Raw genomic sequence first — 1,077 nt, 5'->3', positions numbered from 1 at the left:
GCGTGCCGGTGCGCTCGACCGCGCGGTCGGCACCGTGCTGGCGTCGTGCTGACCGCGCCGCGGTGACGCTGGCGGCCCGATCGGCTTCGTCGGCCTGTTCTCGCCGGTGGTCGTGCGGCTGCTGGCGCGTCCGGTGCCCGGGCTGAACCGGCACCTCGTGCTCCTGCCCGCCGCGGGCCTGGTCGGTGCGGTCGCGGTCGTGCTCGCCGACGCCGGCGTCCGCGCGATGATCGGCGCGGAGTCGGCGCTGTCGGTGCCGACCGGCGTCACGACGACGGTGCTCGGCGCGGTCATGATGATCCTGCTGGCCCGCGTCAGCCGGGACTCCGGCCCCACCCGCCAGCCGGCCGCCGGCCGCGTCGGACTGCGCAGCGTCCGCCGGTCCGCCTTCGTCGCCACGATCGCGACCGTCGCCATGGTGGCCGTCGTCCTGGTCGGGATGCTGGCCGGCGAGACCTGGTACCTGGTCGGCGACCTGGGCCTGTGGCTGTCCGGCTCGGCCCCGGCCCCCATCGACTTCGCCTTCTCCGAACGGGCCCCGCGCGTGGCGGCGGCCGTGCTCGCCGGGCCGCGCTGGCCCTGTCCGGCTCGCTCGTGCAGGCCACCTGTCGCAACCCGCTGGCCGAGCCCGGCCTGCTGGGCATCACCGGCGGCGCCGGCCTGGGTGCCGTGCTGGTCGTGACGAGGCTGGGGGCCAGCTCCACCACGCAGACGCTCGTGGCGGCCTGCGTCTCGGCGCTCGTCGCGTTCGCGTTCGTCTACGCCCTGGCCTGGCGTCGCGGCCTGGACGCCGACCGGCTCGTGCTCATCGGCATCGGCACCTGGTACGGCACGACCGCGCTGACCACCTATCTGCTGGTGCGGGCCGATCCGTGGAACACCCCGCAGATCTTCACCTGGCTCTCGGGCACCACGTACGGACGCGCGTGGGAGCAGGTCGCTCCCGTGGCGGTCGTGCTCGTCCTCGCGCTGCCGCTCGCGCTGGCCGTGCGCCGCGAGCTCGACCTGCTGACGCTCGACGAGGACAGCCCGCGGGTCGTCGGCGTGCGCTCGAGCGCGTCGCGGTCGATCTTCGGC

The 1,077-nt window shown here is 75.6% G+C and carries 2 protein-coding genes; both read left to right on the top strand.

Annotated features, from left to right (window positions below; all coding sequences use genetic code 11):
• The first annotated feature begins 79 nt into the window (after nt 1-79).
• Complete coding sequence (locus AC2W7G_RS16970; RefSeq protein ID WP_485869474.1) at nt 80-682, top strand: iron chelate uptake ABC transporter family permease subunit; 603 nt, start codon at nt 80-82, stop codon at nt 680-682.
• Nucleotides 595-1,077: iron chelate uptake ABC transporter family permease subunit (locus AC2W7G_RS16965; protein WP_485869473.1), on the top strand; the 483-nt coding region annotated here is incomplete at its 3' end. The genes AC2W7G_RS16970 and AC2W7G_RS16965, both read left to right, overlap by 88 nt.

The sequence above is a fragment of the Aeromicrobium sp. PFPM2_SD2 genome, assembly GCF_057364525.1.
The sequence above is the reverse complement of the archived record's forward strand: the minus strand, read 5'-3'. Positions and strand labels throughout refer to the sequence as shown.